Below are 17,891 nucleotides of genomic sequence, written 5' to 3' on the forward strand. Positions count from 1 at the left end.
CAACTTCTCTTGTACACACGATTCCCATTCAGCAACCTCACTAAACGACTACTTAAGCAGCAAAAAAGCCGCCTCCATTGCGGAGCCCGGCTGTCTTTATAATGCTTTCTCTTCTAAACGCTTTAAATCATTTTTATGTCCCATGACAATTAATACATCGTCTTGTTCCACCATATCGTCAATTGCTGGTGCGATATTAACATCTTCCTCTTTTTTTATCGCCAATACAATACAATTGAATTCTTTGCGAATGTTTAAGTCAATCAATGTTTTATTGGCCATCTTACCAGAAGCTACTAGCTCGATGATGCTGTAATCGTGGGACAAATCGATGTAGTCGATAATTTTATCCGAATCGACGTGATGCGCCACCCGGATTCCCATTTCTTTTTCCGGCTGAATGACACGATCTGCTCCGACTTTGTGAAGAATTTTCTCATGCTGGAGGTCACGTGCTTTTACCCACACTTTCGGCAAGCCAAGTTCTTTTAACATCAAAGTGCATAGCACACTTGCTTGAAGATTATCTCCGATAGCTACGATGGCATGTTCAAAATTCCGTACGCCTAACGATTTCAGTTGATTTTCATCAGTAGCATCTGCAATTACGGTAAAAGCTGCATACTCTCTTAAGGCATTCACTTTTTCTGGGTCTGTATCTATCGCCATAATTTCATGTCCCATGCTATGTAGCTCTTTACAGACACTGCTTCCAAAGCGACCTAATCCGACGACCACAATCTGTTTTTTCACAGGCTTCCCTCTTTTCTCTCATATAGCTACTTTATTCCCAAAACGAATTGTTTGCAATCGAAGACATTGGACTTTTTGATGGATAACTGATAAAAATAAACTAATAAGTAGAATTATTCAGAAAAGGAGGATTACTATGCAAACGTTAACCTATACATTAGTCGACGTGTTTACTGCACAATTTTTTAGTGGCAATCAATTAGCCGTTTTTCATGATGGTTCCAGCTTAGACACGAAAATCATGCAGCGGATTGCTAACGAACTGAATTTATCGGAAACTGCTTTTATCTGTCCTCCCCGCAAACCACAACACCAGCTAAGTTTACGGATTTTCACACCCCAAGTAGAATTACCGATAGCGGGTCATCCTACGATCGGAACAGCTTTTGTTATGGCCTACCTAAACATGTTACCTTTACACGACGGAATGAATGAATGGATTATCGAAGAAGAGCTTACCGATATCGCGGTGACCGTCCGCAAAGAAGGAGAGCAAATAACAACAGTAGAAATGATTCAACCTCTCCCAGTTTTCGGAGAAATATTTGAAAGACAAGCTTTGGTTGCAGACTTGCTGTCATTGCCAAAAGGAGAATTAGATACACGCTTTCCTATCCAGACCGTTTCGTCCGGTATTCCCTTCCTGTTCGTACCCCTTCGTTCCCTCGCCGCCATGAGAGAAATAAATTTCCGAACCGATGTTTGGGAACGCCACTTTAGTGGGGATTCCAATCGCCAACACGTCTTCACCTTCACAACAGAAACCGAACACGATGACTCAACAGTCCACTGTCGAATGTTTGCCCCTGCTATGGGCATTTCAGAAGATCCAGCAACTGGTGCTGCTTGTGGTCCACTGGGTGCATTTTTAGTTGAACACGGTGTTATTGACACTGGTGATGAAGGCCATTTTTTTATACGCAGTGAACAAGGAATAGAAATGGGAAGACCTAGTTTTATCGATATCACTATCACTAAGAACAACGAAACATACCAAGAAGTTAAAATTGGTGGCACTGCTGTCGTCGTCGGACGAGGTGAACTTTACATTCCCTAATTTTCAAAAAGAGCTGTCGACTTCTGAATCATGAAAGAGAATCTAGCTGCGAAATAAACAACAACTAGCTTTAACTTATAGTTGTTGTTTATTTTGTATTTTTTGCATACAAGTTTTCCTGTTGTTCACCGCGTTTAGCAATAATTTTAACAAACGGCACAATCAATGTTGAGACAACCAAAATCCGGAATAGCTGAAAAGCTGTCACTACTGTGACGTCTGCATCCACGGATGCGGCAATAATCCCCATCTGGTCAAGTCCACCCGGCACTACACTTAAAAAACTAGTCGAAAAGCTTAACCCGTATAACTTCTGCAACACTAGGCTCACGATAAAAGCAAAAGCAATCAGTACACTGCTTGAAAAAAAAGAGTAGAAGACCATGCGCTTAGTTAATTTCAAATCTTTCTTTTGCAATAATAAGCCGATATAGATGCCAATAAACAATTGCGCGATATGCAAAAAAGAACTTGGCATGACCGGAACTACCACACCAGTCAAGTTAAGCAACATAATAAAAAAAACAGGTCCCAACAAAAAAGCTGTCGGTACGTTTATTTTTTGTGCGATCATTCCAGCGCCATAACAAAGCGCTAGTAACATCAGCAATGACAGCGAATAGTTTCCCTGCCCTAATTTTTCAACATGTGAAGATCCACCGTCAGCAACAATAAATGGCACAATGGCGACAATGAGCAACACGCGTAGGACGTGATAAAACGTTACGGCTGTCAAATCAATTGTTTTCTGTTCTTCTGTAAAAGTGACAATCTGCGACAATCCACCCGGCACACAACACGTCATCGCCGTTGCCCGATCAACTTTCGTCTGAGAAGCCATTAATGAACTGATAAATAAAAAAAGAATAAAAAACGCTAAATTGATTACGACCATTGCCAGAAAATATTCTTTCATTCCTTGCAGCGCTTCCACAGTAAAAGCAAAGCCGATGACGTATCCTGCAATTACCAATCCACTATTGCGAAAGCGAGGATGCCATTTCAGCTGCAGTGGCGTAAACAATTGCATGAATAAGACAGCGAATAACGGACCTAGCAACCAAGGCATGGGTGCTCCAACCATTATAAAAATCCCAGCACCGGCTAAGCCAATTAGAAATGTTTTCATCATTGGATAAATCACCATTTGATCATCTTCTTTCTTAACATTCACAGCTGCTGTATTCATTATAGCTTTTCAGGTCTTAATATAAAATCATCACATATCTGTTAGATAGCATTACTGAGTGATTTACTTTGTCGTTATGCTACATAAAACCTTAAACGTCCTTGAAAGTCGAATAGATGAGGCTTTCCCATAACCCTCTAAAATAAAACAGACGGAGAAAAAGAAGCTCTTTTTCTCCGTCTGTTTTTCTGAATCTCGTCCCACAATCTCGAACTCGATGTGTGTTTTTCGAGATTACAGTAGTGCAACCGGCTGAGGCTCTACTCGCGGAAAGCGTCTGTCGCAATGGACATCAGCCCGGTCTTTCAATTTCCCATCACTAAAGGACACGTTGGATCACTTATCCATTCATTTAACGACCCGTCGTAAACAGCGACGTTTGTTTGACCGAGTGTATTAAGTATCAAAGCGGTCCACGTTGCCGCAAGTCCGCCACCGCAGTAGGTGATGACTTTTTTATCTAGATCTAACGCTCCTATTTTTTCAAATGGTTGACGCAGTGCGGCATCGGCATGCATTTTTTGTGTCTGTTGATCGGCATGATCACCAAAAAAGACATTGACGCTGCTCGGAATATGCCCTTTTCTGGGATAGGCATCTGTTGTTCCTTTAAAATCTTCAGGTGACAAGCTGTTGATGAGAATGACATTGTCATCGTTCATCGCACGTTTAACGTCTTCTTTGCTCGCAAGCAGCTCGGTACGACGCTGTCCAGTACAAACAGTCGATGGGTAATTCCCGGGAACTGTCGTTAATGGACGCCCTTCTTGTTTCCATTTAGGCAGTCCTCCATCTAAAATCGCGATATTTTCGTAGCCTTCATAGTGCATTTGCCACGCTAGCCGTGAAGCCCAATAAGCAGCGACAACTGGATTTTCCACCAATGCCCCTTGATCGTAGATAACGGTATAAGTGCCGTCACCTATGCCCAGTTCAGTCATCTTTTTGCAAAAATAATCGCGTGGAGGCACTGTAAACGGTAACGACGATTCAGGATCTGACAATTCGTTTAATAAATCAATATGAACTGCTCCACTAATATGCCCTTGTTCATAGGATGGTTTGCCTGACAAAATCGAAGTTTGGCCTCCATCTCTTGGAATATCCATAAAGGCCGTCGCATCTATAATTCGTAACTTCGGATCATCTAATCGCTGTTCTAGCCATTCTGTACTAACTACTAAAGGTATTTTTTCCATTTCTTTAACATCCCTTTCTTAAGCCGACAAATCCAATATGATTAACAAATATGCGTTATACTAGTACAATAATAGCTAGGTTGTACGCCGTCAATTGAAAGATGCCGTTTATTTCCACAAAATCCGCGTGTTGATTTTTTAAACTAAGAAAGGTTGTTATCTACGTGAAACTCTACAATAATATTACCGAATTGATTGGCGATACGCCTGTCGTAAAACTAAATCGTATAGTGCCAGAAGGTGCAGCGGACGTCTACGTTAAATTGGAAATGTTTAATCCATCGAAAAGTGTCAAAGACCGTGCTGCCTATAATATGATCAAAATGGCCGAGGAAGATGGGTTATTAACAGAAGGCGCAACCATTATCGAGCCAACAAGTGGCAATACCGGTATTGGCTTAGCCATGGTTGCTGCTGCACGAGGCTATCGCTCTATCTTGGTACTGCCGGACAACGCAACAAAAGAGCGAATCAATTTATTGAAAGCATACGGTTCTGAAGTTGTCCTCACACCAAGTGACGAAAAGATGCCTGGCGCTATCGGCAGAGCACTTGAGCTGCAAAAGGAGATTCCAAATAGTTTTATCCCGCAACAATTCGAAAACAAAGCAAATCCTGATATCCACCGGACAACGACAGCGCTAGAAATCTTGGAACAAATGAACGGGAAACTGGATGCCTTTGTAGCATCTGCTGGCACTGGCGGTACTATTACAGGGACTGGTGAAACATTAAAAGAGCATCTGCCAGAGCTGTACATCGCAGTCGTGGAACCGAAAGGATCTCCAGTTTTGTCTGGTGGAAAACCTGGCAAGCATAAATTAGTAGGCACGAGCCCTGGATTTATTCCGAGCATCTTAAATACTAAAATCTACGATGAAATCATGGCAATCCAAGATGAAGATGCGATTGACATCTTTAAACGAGTTGCTCGTGAAGAAGGTATTTTTGTCGGACCCTCTGCAGGCGCGACAATTTATGCAGCGATTGAACTTGCGAAGCGCCTCGGTAGCGGCAAAAAAGTATTATGCATCGCACCCGATACCGGTGAACGTTACTTAAGTATGAATTTATTTGATGAATAAAAGATAATCACTACCAGCAGGCTTGTCGCCTGCTGGTTTTTTGTTTCTATTTTATTCCTGAGTTCTCTATTTAGGATTTCCAACTAGACTTTGCTACACTGGTATAGGAAATTGATTTTATATAAAAAGGAGCTATCCATATGCAAAACTTAACAGGAAAAAATGCGTTAATTACAGGAGCAGGACGAGGGATCGGCCGTTCTACAGCTATTGCTTTTGCAGCAGAAGGTATAAACGTTGGACTTGTAGGTCGCACTGCTGAAAACTTGGAAAAAGTTGTTGCGGAACTCGAGCAATACGGTGTGAAAACTGTTTTTGCAGTGGCTGATGTTGCCGATCAAGATTCAGTCAATGCAGCAGTTGAACACGTTTTGGCTGAACTTGGCTCGATTGATATTTTAATTAATAATGCAGGTATTGGGAAATTCGGTAACTTCCTTGATCTATCACCTGAAGAATTTAAAGCCATTATCGACACCAACTTGATGGGTGTGTATTATGTAACACGCGCTGTCTTGCCGCAAATGATCGAGCGTCAATCAGGTGACATTATTAATATTTCATCAACAGCTGGTCAAAAAGGTGCGCCGGTAACAAGTGCTTACAGCGCGTCGAAGTTTGGTGTCATGGGATTAACAGAATCGTTAATGCTCGAAGTAAGAAAACACAATATCCGTGTCAGTGCACTAACACCGAGTACAGTTGCAACTGACTTAGCGATTGGTGAAAACTTAACCGATGGCAATCCTGATAAAGTGATGCAGCCAGAAGATTTGGCTGAAATGATGGTTGCTCAGTTAAAACTACACCCACGCGTATTATTAAAATCGGCTGGACTTTGGTCGACTAATCCTTAAACTCAACCTAGTATAAAGAGCTCCGTTCACAAAATTGTGAACGGAGCTCTTTTAAATGACAGCTAAAATTATCCCTTTTACTAACGTTAAGTGTAAAAATAGTATACCGTTCATGCGGATTGATCAACAGAGCCTTTTGACTACGTAACTTAGCGAAGCCAAAAAGAAAATAACCTCCTGCCATTTTGCATGAGCACTGAAAAACAACCTTTCTCAGAGCTGTTCAATTATCCACTTTTACTGTCTTCATCGACCAAAAAACAACTGGAATCATTGCCAGTGCAAGAAATCCGCCTCCTAAAGACATGACGGCATAACTTGACTGCGCCATGACCAGTCCCGAAAGCCCGCCGCCTGTTGCTCCTGCTAGCGCAACTAATACATCTACAGTACCTTGTGTTTTTGCGCGTGTCGATGGATGGGTTGAGTCAACAATGAGTGTAGTGCCACTGATCAACCCAAAGTTCCAGCCGAGACCCAGTAAAGCCAGTGCGACAATCAGCACCCATAAAGAATCACTTGGCGCTAAGGCCGCAACGATTCCCGCAGCCATGAACGTCACTCCTGAAGCTACTGTCATGATAATTCGACCCAATTTATCGACAAGGATACCGGTGACAAGCGATGGTAAATACATGGCAGCTATATGAATGCTAATGACTAACCCGATGTCTCCAAGATTATGTCCATAATGACCCATATGAATGGGCGTCATTGTCATGATTGCAAACATAATCAACTGTGTCAGCACCATGACAGTCGCTCCTAGTACGACTCCTTTTTTATTAATGGCAGAACCTACCGACTCCGTGTCTACTAAACTCGCTTTAAAATTTCGCTGGTGCTCCGTTATCGCTTTTGATACTAGCAAAGGATCCGGTCTCAAGAAAATGACTAATACGATGCCAGCTAAACTAAATGCCACAGCAGCTAAAATAAAAGGACCTGCTAAAGCTGGAACGTTAATGGATTCAGCAAATCTGCCCATTACACCAATTAGATTTGGCCCGGCAAATGCACCGAAAGTCGTTGAAACCAAAGCAATACTAATTGCAGTCCCTCGTTGCTTCACAGTTGCCAAATCTGTGCCTGCATAACGTGCTTGCAAATTTGTAGCCGTTCCTGCTCCATAAATTAACAACGACGCAAACAGCAGAAAGACATTATCCGATAAAGCAGCCATAACAACACCAATTGCACCGATTGCACCCGCAAGGAAGCCTGTTGCCAAACCGGTTCGTCGACTAAAACGCTGCGAAAGCCTTCCAATAATAAGAGCTGCTGCCGCTGACCCCAGTGTAAACAGGGCTACTGGAAGACCTGCAAATCGGTCTGTACCGAGCATGTCCTGTGCTAGAAGTGCACCAACCGTCACACCAGCCGCTAGTCCAGCTCCTCCAAAAACCTGTGCCATTACAACAACCCACAGTGTTCGTCGATACAGCCCTCTAACCTTTTCTGGTGAATCGATATAGTCTTGAAGCATTGCCTGGTGATTTTCGTATTGCTTCATACTATTCCCTCGTTTCAAAACAAGTATATTCTTTTGACTTTTTAAAGAATGATAGAACTGCACGTAAGAAATAATTCGAATCTTTTTTCAGTATAACGCTTTTTTATCTACCAGCCATGGTCTTTTGAAATAAAGAGCTTTTCCGCAATTTAATGTCCCTGTTATTTTCAAAGTCCTTTAAATTAGGGGACTTTTGGCTATAAATCTACACGTAGTTTTTTCTAAAAAAACTAGTTTTCCTTTATACTAAAAGCATGACTGACCTAAGGGGGTCAAGACAATGACTAAAATACATAAACAGAAGTTTTGGCGATTTGCTGCTTTACCTTGGCTGTTATTAACAATAGCTGCTCTCCTCGCTACCGGTGGATGGCTACTAAAAGCGAACTCTCAAGACGCAACAAACGTAAAAAACGCATTGCAGGAAATCATTATTGACCAAACGGGAGCAACTAGTAATATGAATAAGAAACGCATTTCTAATCTATCAGTTTCCCACAGTTCAACAGGCTGGAATGTCGAGATTTCCATAAATGCTGATAAAGAACTTACCGTCATTTCAACCAAACAGAAAATGTTAACACAAACCATCGCGATACTTGACTCTCTACCCGAAATCGACCAACTCGAAGATATGTCCTTTTCATGGTTGTATCCTATTGGAAACGAACAAAACGAGGTAGATTATCAAAGTGTCTTGTCTTTCCGACTAGATAAAAAAACACGTGAACAACTGATTTGGGACAACGTCACACCTTCTATTCTTCCTGATCTTGTTATCGATTATGAGGAACGACTCCTACTTGAATAGATGATTGCCGATAGATGAAAGGAGTCAGCTAGTCGCCGACTCCTTTTGTTCATCTTTACATTAGTAAAGGTGCATTTTCGATTGATGTTCGCTAAGCTTAGCACCGATTTCTAGTGTCACGAGCCAGTTCACTGTATTTATTGGCAAGCGACAAACCCTGCCAATAAATCGTCTAGCTCAGAAAAGTTGATAGTCCGGAAATCAATACATACCTGGTCTTCTTGAATTCGCGACACGATGGCTGGTTTTACTTTTCTCAGGCAAAGCGACAATTGCGCTGCACTTAACCGTTTATGTGTTATAGCCGCAATATACGTCGGAATTTCTACTCCTGGCATAGTGCCTCCGCCTATTTGAGATGTACTTTCTTGAAGTTCACTGTGATAGTTACTAGACTTTGACTGTAAATTACGGATAAATAATTGCGCTTGAACTTTAATGTCTTCTGCTGGGCGAATGATATCACGGATGGTGGGAAGTTCAGCAATTTTCTCTGCCCCCGCTAAATAGCTTTTTAAGGTTTCTTCCATTGCGGCAAGAGTCATTTTATCGACTCTTAAGACACGCGCCAATTGGTGCTTTTTCAATCGCTCGACCAACTCTTTTTTACCGGCAATTAATCCCGCTTGTGGTCCACCTAATAATTTATCGCCACTAAAAGACACAAGATCTACGCCACTTTCAATTACTTCCCGAACAAGCGGTTCATCTCCAATACCATGTTGTTTAAAATCATAAAGCGCACCGCTCCCCAAATCTTCATAAAAGATAACATGTTGATGTTTGCCAGTAAGTTCAACGAGCTTAGCAGTCTCTACTGTTTCTGTAAATCCAATCATTTTGAAATTACTCGTGTGGACTTTCATCATCATAGCGGTTTCTTCTGTTATGGCCTGTTCATAATCAACTAAATGGGTTTTATTGGTAGTTCCCACTTCAACTAGTCGAGCCCCGCTTTCTTCCATAATGGAAGACACACGGAACGAACCTCCGATCTCGACCAATTGTCCCCGGGAAACAATCACTTCCTGTTTTTTTGCTAGCGCACTTAAAATGAGAAATACCGCTGCAGCATTATTGTTCACCACCATCGCAGCTTCCGCGCCTGTAGCTTGGACTACCAAATCTTCGATAATCTGATGGCGCGATCCTCGCTTTCCTGCTACTAATTGATATTCCAAATTCGAGTAATTCTCTGCTGTTCTTACTACGTGAGCAATGGCCGCATCGCTCAGTCGTGACCGTCCTAAATTCGTATGCAGCACGGTCCCGGTTCCGTTAATTACTCTTTCTAATCGGTCTTCTTGCCATATTTGTATGTGAAGTTCCGCAGACTTGAAAATCTGTCCAGTGAAATCTGGAGTTGCTTTTTCGATTAGAGTCTCTTCTGCTAACAAGCTTTTTCGCAAACTGCCCACTTCTTGTTGTAGAAATTCAGTCAACTGCGTTTCGTGGAGATCAAATTTCTTTTTTAGCGTTTCAAATCGTGGGTCTTTCTGTAATTCATGAACCGCTGGAAGTAGTCGCAAATACTGTTTCATCGTTTATCCTCCGTCCAATAACGCTGATCTTCTGATCGTTTCGTATAATGAAGTTCATCAAGTAATTCGAGAAACGGGATCATGTACTTTCTCGATAAATCTAGCACTTCTTTGGCCTGCTTTAAATCAAAACAAGTGTCTGTTTGATGCCGCAGTTGATTTAATGCGTCATCGAAAGCAGTATGGTGAATCAATGTATCTTCTCTCAAACGATAAACTTGATTACTTCCAATCAAATGGGCAGTGAGTTCAGCAATTTCCATCTTCGGTAAGGGTGTACCTAAAAAATAGTCTTGCCATTTCTTCGCTTGAAAAGCATCTTGCTCTAGCGAACTAATAACCTGCTCCATTCGGACGCGCCATTTTTGTGGTAGATGTGGGTTAAAAAGAGGTAGAGCTACAAACTGTTCGAATCGCTTTAGTTCATTTTGTTCAACCAATAAATTTAAACTAAATTCCAGTAATGGTTTAGGATAGCTTGTGCTCACTGACTGAATTAGTTCGGCCTTGCTCATACCCATACGCATTGAAAAATCTTCGTGATACTGCTGCAACCTGTCGAGCAATTCATCTTTTATCTTGATAAACGTTTTGGTCAAACTATAGCCTTGGCGAGGAATTTCTAACCAACTATCCGATTCTACTCCTTGTTCTAAGATTTCCGCCAATGTGTTTTCGTTTAATGAAGTGTGTTGCATGAGGCTTTTCTCGTCGAGCAATAAGTATTTACTTAAGGCATCTACGACTAAATCTTTCGGTGTTCCTTGCTGGTGGTGACGAAGCATCTCGATTGTCTCGTCGCCAAAGCGGTATTTCCCACCATTTGGTTGTATGACCCAGCCGCCACCAATGGTCTCAACGGGACTCGGGCGCCGCAATACAAAACGATCTCCTCGACGCACGACTATTTTTTCTTCTAACCGAATTTGGCACAATACTTCGTTTGGTGTTTGCGTCAGTTCGTTACGGTCAAAAAAGACGATTTTACCCATCACTTCAGAGGTTCCGACGTGAAGCCTGACAGCCGTCCGCTGTTTAAGTGGTGCGAACTTTCGACCAATCACTTGCAATGCAATATCGATCGTATCTGTCACGAGAAAATGTTCTGAATCGACAAGTACATCTCCGCGTTTTACAGCTGTCTGATCCATGCCGCCTAAATTAATCGCCGTTCGCTGCCCTGCACGCGCCTGCTGACGTTCTTCGTGATGCACTTGAATTTGTCTCGCTTTCACAGAAATCCCTTCTGGTAAAAGACGAAGCTGCGAGGATTTCTGGACAACCCCCTCGTATACGGTTCCTCTGACGACAGTGCCTTGACCTTGGACTGAAAACACTTGATCAATTGGTAAACGAAATGAACCATAAGCGTCACGAAAATCGATTGCTTTCAGTTTCGTTAAAATCGTTTGCTTTAATTCGTCTATTCCGATTCCCGATAAACTATCGAGCGCAACATACGGTGCGTCACGAAAAATGGTTTCTGACAGCCGTTCTTTAACATCATCCATGACCAATTCGAGCATAATTTCATCGACACGATCGATTTTCGAAATCGCCACGATGCAATGTTCCACGCCTAAAAACTGCAGAATTTCCAAATGCTCTTCGGTTTGCGGCATGATGCCTTCATCTGCCGCTACAACCAAAACAACTAAATCAATTCCCGCAACCCCGGCAATCATCTGCCGAACAAACCGTTCATGTCCTGGTACATCGACAATCGAAATAGCAACACCCATTTCTAAATTTAAAGGTGCGTAGCCCAGTTCGATAGAGATCCCACGTTCTTTTTCTTCTTTTAATCGATCTGTTTCTACGTTAGTCAATGCTTTTGTCAAAGTGGTTTTGCCGTGATCAATATGTCCTGCCATGCCGATTGTATAATAACGTTCTTCCATTTTTTTCACACGCCTTCTCTTATCGCTGTTCTCTTTACTTTAGTCTTCAAGAAGGGCTGTTTCAAGCCTGAGCACCGCTTTCACCGATTCTCACTAAGCGCCTTTCTTGCGAAGATCTTTTTTTCGGTATAAACTTGTACAGGTTCACCATTACGAACTTTGGGGTTGGATGGGTGACTGGTGTCCTCCTGGGTCTTCAAAACCCTGAGGGGCCTGCGTGTCAGGCTCGGTGGGTTCGATTCCCATACAATCCCGCCAAATACATAGAAAAGCGACAGCGCCTATGTAGCTCCGACAGGCTTAAGACAGACCGACGAAGTGGCGCTCTCTGCCACACAGTCGGGTTGGCTTAAGACCCGAGGAGCTAGGCGCTTGAGCTAGATATAGAGAAAAGCGACAGCGTCCTAAACCCAGTGTCTGCTGCTATTCACCAAAAAGATTGCCTTATCGGCAATCTTTTTTTTACAAACAGAAAGGTAAGTTAGGTGACAAACTTACTAGGCTTTAGGATAATTCAATTTAATAGAAGTGAACAAACCTTCAATTTGTGGAGTAAAGGAGGATAAAAATGAAAATTGTTTTAGCTTCACCAAACTATCCGCAACTTCGCGGAAATACCATAACGGTCCAACGCATCTCAGACAATCTAACAAAATTAGGAATCGACACAGAAATCATTTCAACGACAGACGAAGACGTCATTCGCTGTTTTCCACCTGCCGATATCGTTCACGGTTTCCATGCTTATAATTTTTATCAGTTCTTGCAACAACTAGACACCAAACCTGCGCATTACATTGTGACCATGACTGGTACTGATTTGAATCAAGACCTGTTTAATCCAGATAGACGAACGGACGTCTTAACCTGTTTGCATGAATCAGACGCAATTCATGTGTTCGATAAAAAAGCAGAAGACTTGCTCGTAAAGGAAGTTCCTTGGTTGACTGATAAAATTTTTATTATGCCACAAGGCAATCAGCCTTCTTTTGCAGGTACATCTTCTTTTACAAAAGAGCCAGGTAGCTTTTTGTTTTTTTTGCCTGCCGGTATTCGGAAAGTCAAAAATATTCCTGAAGCAATTCTGATGCTCCATGATTTATATCTGCGAAACCCCCAACTTCGATTGTGGCTCATTGGCCCCGTTCTTGAAGAAATGGAAAACGAACGCGTGATGGCTCTCGTCAAGCAGCATGAAGACTGGATTCGCTATCTCGGGCAAGTACCACACGAAGACATGGGTTCTATTTACCAACAGGCCGATGTTGTCTTAAATACTTCTTTATCAGAAGGACAGCCTGCTACGATTTTAGAAGCCATGGGATATGCCTTACCTGTCCTCGCTTCAGACATTCCAGGCAACAGCAGCATCATTTCCGATGGGGAAACAGGGTTTTTATATAAAACTCGGATCGAATTTCTTGATTATGCTGAAAAGCTCATGAATAATAACAAAATAAGAGAAACTATTGGCCATGCCGCTAAAGCTTATGTGAAACAACATCACTCAAGTGAACGCGAAGCTGAAACGTTCTTGAAAGTTTATCAAAACATCTTAAAGTAATTTTGGTTTTGGTCAGTATTAAACAATAGTAAGTTGAATTGAAGCAATGGTCATTGAGAGTTGGAGTAACCCAGCGGAATATCCACAGGCTAAAATGATTCATTTAACTTATAAACTGATGAGAAAAAGGAGAGATTAATATGGTTGAAAAAGAAAACGTACGCTTAACTTCTTTATCTACAAAAGGCGGTTGAGGCTGCAAAATTGGTCCTGAGGACCTGGCGCAGGTTCTGCGCCACTTACCGAAAAATGTAGACGATCCAAACTTGCTGGTCGGCTTGGAAACAGCTGATGATGCGGGAGTTTATAAAATTAATGACGAAACTGCATTGGTTCAAACTTTGGACTTCTTTACTCCGATTGTCGATGACGCTTATATGTTTGGTCAGATCGGTGCAGCTAATGCCTTAAGCGACGTTTATGCTATGGGTGGCAAACCCTTAACAGTTATGAATATTGTAGCTTTCCCAATCAATACTTTAGACAAAAGTATTTTAGCTGATATTTTGGCTGGTGCTTCTGACAAAGTGAAGGAATCTGGCGCTGTTTTAGTGGGTGGTCATTCAATTGATGATCAAGAACCTAAATTCGGACTTTCCGTTACAGGAACAATCCACCCCGATCGGATCCGCTCTAACGCTGGTGCGAAACCGGGTGATCGTCTAATTTTGACCAAACCTATTGGCGTCGGTATTTTAACTACTGCCATCAAGCAAGGGACTTTGGATCAAAAATCTTTGGATGAAGTTATGAATGTTATGGCTACGTTAAACAAAACTGCAGCAGAAGTGATGGAAAATTTCACCGTTAATGCCTGCACCGATGTCACTGGATTTGGCCTGCTTGGTCACACAATGGAAATCGCTAAAGGCGGCAATGTTGGCGTGACCGTAACTAACCAAGATGTTCCTGTTCTGGCTCGCGCTAGAGAACTTGCCGAACAAGACGTCATTCCAGGCGGAACCCGTAAAAATCGAAAATGGCTTGCTGATGACATCGATTATGCTGAAAACATTAGTGAAATCGATCAATTGATTCTGTGCGACGCGGTCACTTCAGGAGGCTTGCTGATTTCAGTTCCTGAAGCAGATGCGGATGCATTACAAAATGAGTTAGTAAAAAATAAAGTTCAATCCGCTATCATTGGTCATGTAACAAGTGAACATGCTGGACGTATTCGTGTTATTTAAAGGTCAGGCACAACTTATTTAAGCTTTTTACAAGGACTCTGCTTGAGTCCTTGTTTTACTGTTAACTCAATGCCCAAATTCAAAAAGAGGTGATTTTATTGAAAAAATGGATTGGTACGATTTCTGCACTTTTTCTTGTGTTATTCCTGTCTGCCTGTAGCAATGAGTCAGCTGAAAATGACAGCTCCTCAGATGAACAAGAACCCTTTACAATAGGCGTCATTCCTGCTCAAACAGAAGGTGAAATGGAAGTCGCGATGGAAAAATTACAAGCCCTTCTAAGTAAAGAACTGGATCGCAAAGTTGAGATTGAAGTTTATCCCGATTATAACGGCGTAGTAGAATCGATGAACTACGACCAGATTGATATGGCTTATCTTGGACCATTGACTTATGTAATCGCTGAAGCGAACAGCAATGCAGAAGCCATCATTACCCAACTGGTCGAAGGCGAACCTTTCTATCATTCCTATGTCATCACTCATAAAGACAATCCAGCAACGTCTCTAGATGAACTATTAAAAACTCCTGGTGAAGTTCAATTTGCTTTTGGTGATCCCAATTCTACTTCCGGGTCATTAATTCCTTCTATTGAATTACAAGATCGAGGCGTCTATGAGTCCGAACAAGAAAACCAATTTAAAAATGTTCGTTTTACTGGATCACACGACGCTACTGCCTTAGCCGTTCAAAACAAACAAGTTGATGCAGGTGCTATTGATAGCGCTATTTACAATCAATTAATAGAATCGGGCAAAATCGATGCGGACCAATTAAAAATCGTTTGGGAATCTGAGCCGTTGTTCCAATACCCATGGGCTGTTCTTGAAAGTACAGATGATGAAACGATCGTAAAATTACGGAAAGCATTTTTGGCGATTGAAGATCCTGAGATCCTGGACGCGTTTGGCGCAACGGGTTTTACAGAAGCTACGAATGCCGATTATGAAAGCATCAAACAAGCCGCTATAAAGCAAGGAATCATTGAAGAATAGAGTTGATTAGCTTGTGGTTTAAAAAAAGAAATTTCATTACACTCATAATTGTTCTCGTACTCGTTTATTTCAGCATGCGCATTACAGAATTCGATCTGTCCAAGTTTAAAGATTTTCGCAATATGATCGATTTTCTGTCTCAATGGTGGCCAATGGACTTTTCTAAGCTTCCAGGTATGGTAGAAGATACGTTTGAAACATTGGCAATGGCCTTTCTTGGCAGTGTTTTTGGTTTATTGATTGCTTTGCCAATCAGCTTTATGGCGGCACGCAATACAGCGCCTTCTAAGTCGCTCTTCCATATCACACGTGTGGCACTTAGTTTTGTGCGATCGATTCCGGAAATTGTTTTCGGTCTTATCTTATTAACAACACTTGGCCTCGGACCTTTTCCAGCCGTTATTGCCATCATGTTCCATAACGTGGGGGTTTTCGGGAAACTGGTTTCTGAATTAATTGAAGCAGCAGACCCTGGTCCCCAAGAAGCCATGCGAGCGGTTGGTGCAAAAAGATGGCTGGCGAATCTGTTCAGCATTCTGCCACAAATTTGGCCAAACGTATTGTCGCAGTTTTTTTATCGTTTTGAAGTAGCTATACGGACATCGCTTATCTTGGGCTTTATCGGTGGTGGTGGAATCGGACAACGGTTATTCAATGATTTTAAAACCTTTCAATACGCTTCTGTTTCACTAGACGTATTGATTATCATGATTATGGTCATCGCTATCGATTTTTTGGCCAGTACGGTTCGAAATCGTGTAATTTAAAGGAGTGGCGATATGATTCAAGTGAAAAATCTATCTGTACAGTATCCAGATATGAAAGCAAAAGCATTGACTGATATCAGCTTGTCTCTTAAAAAAGGCGATTTCGTCTGTGTACTAGGGAAAAGTGGTGCTGGAAAATCGACTTTTATTCGTTGTCTGAATGGATTACAAAAACCAACTAGTGGAGAAATTTACTTTGATGATCAAGATATCTCTATCCACAGTGAAGAAAAATTGCGCAAAGTACGACGAGAAACGGGGATGATTTTCCAGCATTTCAGCCTCGTTCCTCGTCTGAGTGTCATTCAAAATGTATTGACCGGCATGTTTGGTTATCGTTCTTCTTTCAAAAATCTGATTGGCTGGTTTTCTGCTGATGAGTTAGCTTTCGCCAAACAAGTTATTGCAGATGTTGGCTTGTCCGATATGACTTATCGAAAAGTTGAACAACTGAGCGGTGGTCAAAAACAACGGGTAGGTATCGCGCGTGCCCTCGCCCAACAGCCAAAAGTTTTGCTTGGAGACGAACCTGTTGCTAGTCTAGATCCTGGCACCTCTAATCACATCTTCACGTTACTGACAGAAATGCATGAACGTTTAGACTTACTGACGATTATCAATGTTCATGACATCGAATTGGCAAAGCGCTACGCTAGTCGCATTCTTGCTTTAAAAGATGGTAAGCTTATTTTTGATGGGCTGCCGGCAGACTTCACGGATTCCCAATATCGTGAAACCTATACGTCTAATCCACAAACCGCATTTTTCGATGCAGGAATTTAAATTCAAGGAGATGATTCGGATGATTAAGAGCCCTTGAGCAGTCGATCAATCCAGGGTCGTGTACGACTCTACTCACCCCGAAATTGTTACGAGCACTCGTTTGCAAAGCAAAAAATCTGTGATCTTAACATTTGATGACGGTCCAAGCAAACGACTGCCACAACTACTAGATATTTTAAAACAGCACGATGTGCAAGCGATGTTCTTCTGGCAATCGCATCTGCTTTATCCTGCAAGACCATGGCAACGCTTGTTGGACGATGGGCATGTTCTTGGTACGCATTCAATGAAACACCGGAACTTGATACAACTGTCTTATGAAAAACAGTATCAAGATATCCACAATAGTATGTTGCATATCGAAAAAATAACTGGAACACCCGTTGTTTTTTTCCGGCCTCCATACGGTAACTACAATGCCGATACGTTACGAGCAGCAAAAGCACTGGGCTTAACGACGGTCATGTGGCGAATCGCTTCGATGGACTGGGAATTAAAAGAAGATCCCCAACAAATTATTCGATATATCACTGAAAATCTTGAAGATGGTGCTATCATCCTGTTACATGAATTAGAGCAAACTATCACTATTTTACCTCAGTTAATTCATGCGATTAAACAGCAAGGATATAGCTTTTCTTTGGTAGATACTAACGACTAAAAAGCAGCACCGAAAAATCGGTGCT

At 41.9% G+C, this 17,891-nt stretch carries 16 protein-coding genes and 1 tRNA gene; 11 read left to right on the plus strand and 6 right to left on the minus strand.

Annotated elements, in window-relative coordinates; translation table 11 throughout:
- Positions 1-96: 96 nt before the first annotated feature.
- A complete protein-coding gene (locus tag AUO94_RS04475; protein WP_058386095.1) occupies positions 97-753 on the minus strand; it encodes a potassium channel family protein in 657 nt (218 codons plus the stop codon).
- 136 nt (positions 754-889) lie between these two features.
- Between AUO94_RS04475 and AUO94_RS04480 the strand changes: the two genes are divergently transcribed.
- Positions 890-1,810, plus strand: a complete 921-nt coding sequence (locus AUO94_RS04480) for a PhzF family phenazine biosynthesis protein (protein WP_058386096.1) — start codon at positions 890-892, stop codon at positions 1,808-1,810.
- 88 nt (positions 1,811-1,898) lie between these two features.
- Here the strand turns inward: AUO94_RS04480 and AUO94_RS04485 are convergent, their stop codons facing one another.
- Together AUO94_RS04485 and AUO94_RS04490 are read right to left on the minus strand one after the other, a co-directional pair.
- On the minus strand, positions 1,899-2,999 hold the full coding sequence (locus AUO94_RS04485; protein WP_237150174.1) for an AbrB family transcriptional regulator: 1,101 nt from the start codon (positions 2,997-2,999) through the stop codon (positions 1,899-1,901).
- Positions 3,000-3,304: 305 nt separating this feature from the next.
- Positions 3,305-4,198, minus strand: coding sequence for a sulfurtransferase (locus tag AUO94_RS04490; protein ID WP_058386097.1), 894 nt, complete (start codon positions 4,196-4,198; stop codon positions 3,305-3,307).
- Between the two features lie 164 nt (positions 4,199-4,362).
- On the opposite strand from AUO94_RS04490, the gene cysK reads away from it, so the two are divergent.
- Both cysK and AUO94_RS04500 read left to right on the plus strand, forming a co-directional pair.
- Positions 4,363-5,283 carry a cysteine synthase A gene (cysK, locus tag AUO94_RS04495; protein WP_058386098.1) on the plus strand — a complete coding sequence of 307 codons (921 nt, stop codon included), beginning with the start codon at positions 4,363-4,365 and terminating at the stop codon, positions 5,281-5,283.
- 140 nt (positions 5,284-5,423) lie between these two features.
- Positions 5,424-6,140 carry a 3-ketoacyl-ACP reductase gene (locus tag AUO94_RS04500; RefSeq protein ID WP_058386099.1) on the plus strand — a complete coding sequence of 239 codons (717 nt, stop codon included), beginning with the start codon at positions 5,424-5,426 and terminating at the stop codon, positions 6,138-6,140.
- Between the two features lie 223 nt (positions 6,141-6,363).
- Here the strand turns inward: AUO94_RS04500 and AUO94_RS04505 are convergent, their stop codons facing one another.
- Positions 6,364-7,653: an MFS transporter gene (locus tag AUO94_RS04505; protein ID WP_058386100.1), complete on the minus strand. Its 1,290-nt coding sequence runs from the start codon at positions 7,651-7,653 to the stop codon at positions 6,364-6,366.
- 280 nt (positions 7,654-7,933) lie between these two features.
- Between AUO94_RS04505 and AUO94_RS04510 the strand changes: the two genes are divergently transcribed.
- Positions 7,934-8,464 (plus strand): hypothetical protein, encoded by a 531-nt coding sequence (locus AUO94_RS04510; protein ID WP_058386101.1) that lies wholly within the window; start codon positions 7,934-7,936, stop codon positions 8,462-8,464.
- A 137-nt stretch (positions 8,465-8,601) separates the two neighbouring features.
- On the opposite strand, the gene selA is transcribed toward AUO94_RS04510, so the two are convergent.
- Together selA and selB are read right to left on the minus strand one after the other, a co-directional pair.
- Complete coding sequence (gene selA / locus AUO94_RS04515) at positions 8,602-10,005, minus strand: L-seryl-tRNA(Sec) selenium transferase (RefSeq protein WP_058386102.1); 1,404 nt, start codon at positions 10,003-10,005, stop codon at positions 8,602-8,604.
- Positions 10,002-11,906 carry a selenocysteine-specific translation elongation factor gene (selB, locus tag AUO94_RS04520; RefSeq protein ID WP_058386950.1) on the minus strand — a complete coding sequence of 635 codons (1,905 nt, stop codon included), beginning with the start codon at positions 11,904-11,906 and terminating at the stop codon, positions 10,002-10,004. Before selB ends, selA begins: the two co-directional genes overlap by 4 nt.
- 161 nt (positions 11,907-12,067) lie before the next feature.
- Here selB and AUO94_RS17225 point away from each other — a divergent pair.
- The 7 genes from AUO94_RS17225 (at position 12,068) to AUO94_RS04550 (ending at position 17,866) form a co-directional block, all read left to right on the plus strand.
- Positions 12,068-12,164, plus strand: a tRNA-Sec gene (locus AUO94_RS17225).
- A gap of 310 nt (positions 12,165-12,474) precedes the next feature.
- On the plus strand, positions 12,475-13,470 hold the full coding sequence (locus tag AUO94_RS04525) for a glycosyltransferase (protein ID WP_058386103.1): 996 nt from the start codon (positions 12,475-12,477) through the stop codon (positions 13,468-13,470).
- Between the two features lie 140 nt (positions 13,471-13,610).
- Positions 13,611-14,660: a selenide, water dikinase SelD gene (gene selD, locus AUO94_RS04530; protein WP_082707497.1), complete on the plus strand. Its 1,050-nt coding sequence runs from the start codon at positions 13,611-13,613 to the stop codon at positions 14,658-14,660.
- A 98-nt stretch (positions 14,661-14,758) separates the two neighbouring features.
- On the plus strand, positions 14,759-15,655 hold the full coding sequence (phnD, locus tag AUO94_RS04535) for a phosphate/phosphite/phosphonate ABC transporter substrate-binding protein (protein ID WP_058386105.1): 897 nt from the start codon (positions 14,759-14,761) through the stop codon (positions 15,653-15,655).
- An 11-nt stretch (positions 15,656-15,666) separates the two neighbouring features.
- Positions 15,667-16,422: a phosphonate ABC transporter, permease protein PhnE gene (gene phnE / locus AUO94_RS04540; protein ID WP_058386951.1), complete on the plus strand. Its 756-nt coding sequence runs from the start codon at positions 15,667-15,669 to the stop codon at positions 16,420-16,422.
- 12 nt (positions 16,423-16,434) lie between these two features.
- Complete coding sequence (gene phnC / locus AUO94_RS04545) at positions 16,435-17,205, plus strand: phosphonate ABC transporter ATP-binding protein (RefSeq protein ID WP_058386106.1); 771 nt, start codon at positions 16,435-16,437, stop codon at positions 17,203-17,205.
- 118 nt (positions 17,206-17,323) lie between these two features.
- Positions 17,324-17,866, plus strand: a complete 543-nt coding sequence (locus tag AUO94_RS04550) for a polysaccharide deacetylase family protein (RefSeq protein WP_082707575.1) — start codon at positions 17,324-17,326, stop codon at positions 17,864-17,866.
- Positions 17,867-17,891 lie beyond the last annotated feature (25 nt).

The organism is Planococcus kocurii, from assembly GCF_001465835.2.
GTDB classification, from domain to species: Bacteria; Bacillota; Bacilli; order Bacillales_A; family Planococcaceae; genus Planococcus; species Planococcus kocurii.

What these genes read in the sequence shown, in the direction of transcription:
- AUO94_RS04480 (WP_058386096.1), top strand. Translation starts at nt 890, where the DNA reads ATGCAAACGTTAACCTATACATTAGTCGACGTGTTTACTGCACAATTT.
- AUO94_RS04485 (WP_237150174.1), bottom strand. Translation starts at nt 2,999, where the DNA reads ATGAATACAGCAGCTGTGAATGTTAAGAAAGAAGATGATCAAATGGTG.
- AUO94_RS04490 (WP_058386097.1), bottom strand. Translation starts at nt 4,198, where the DNA reads ATGGAAAAAATACCTTTAGTAGTTAGTACAGAATGGCTAGAACAGCGA.
- AUO94_RS04500 (WP_058386099.1), top strand. Translation starts at nt 5,424, where the DNA reads ATGCAAAACTTAACAGGAAAAAATGCGTTAATTACAGGAGCAGGACGA.
- AUO94_RS04505 (WP_058386100.1), bottom strand. Translation starts at nt 7,653, where the DNA reads ATGAAGCAATACGAAAATCACCAGGCAATGCTTCAAGACTATATCGAT.
- AUO94_RS04510 (WP_058386101.1), top strand. Translation starts at nt 7,934, where the DNA reads ATGACTAAAATACATAAACAGAAGTTTTGGCGATTTGCTGCTTTACCT.
- selA (WP_058386102.1), bottom strand. Translation starts at nt 10,005, where the DNA reads ATGAAACAGTATTTGCGACTACTTCCAGCGGTTCATGAATTACAGAAA.
- selB (WP_058386950.1), bottom strand. Translation starts at nt 11,906, where the DNA reads ATGGAAGAACGTTATTATACAATCGGCATGGCAGGACATATTGATCAC.
- AUO94_RS04525 (WP_058386103.1), top strand. Translation starts at nt 12,475, where the DNA reads ATGAAAATTGTTTTAGCTTCACCAAACTATCCGCAACTTCGCGGAAAT.
- phnC (WP_058386106.1), top strand. Translation starts at nt 16,435, where the DNA reads ATGATTCAAGTGAAAAATCTATCTGTACAGTATCCAGATATGAAAGCA.